1 protein-coding gene is annotated in these 422 nt (G+C 61.6%); it reads left to right on the forward strand.

What is annotated here, in order from left to right:
• Positions 1-422 (forward strand): sodium:solute symporter family transporter (locus KI810_RS17165; protein WP_425513910.1); only part of this gene is annotated, 422 nt, incomplete at both ends.

Consider the following 422-nt stretch of genomic DNA (forward strand, 5'->3'; position numbering starts at 1 on the left):
CTTTCCACCGTCGCCGTCTCCACCTTCTACCTCACCGCCCAGATGGTCGGTGCCGGCAAGCTGATGGCCCTGCTGGTGGGTGTCCCCTACAAGACCGCCATCATCGGCGTCGGTATCCTGATGATCGGCTACGTCGTCTTCGGCGGCATGACCGCCACCACCTGGGTCCAGATCATCAAGGCCGGTCTTCTCATGTCCGGCGCCTTCCTGCTCTCCATCCTGGTCGGCATCAAAGCGGGGATGAATCCGATCCAGTTCTTCTCCGACATCGTCAACAGCCCCAACATCCAGGACCACGTCTCCAAGCTGGTTCTCAAGGACGGTATCACCCTGACCGGTGTCGACGCCGGCCAGCGCTTCCTGGAGCCGGCCCTGTTCATGAAGGCACCGCTTGATCAGATCTCCCTCGGTATGGCCCTGGT

Source organism: Geomobilimonas luticola (genome assembly GCF_018476905.1).
In the GTDB taxonomy this organism is placed as follows: domain Bacteria; phylum Desulfobacterota; class Desulfuromonadia; order Geobacterales; family Geobacteraceae; genus Geomobilimonas; species Geomobilimonas luticola.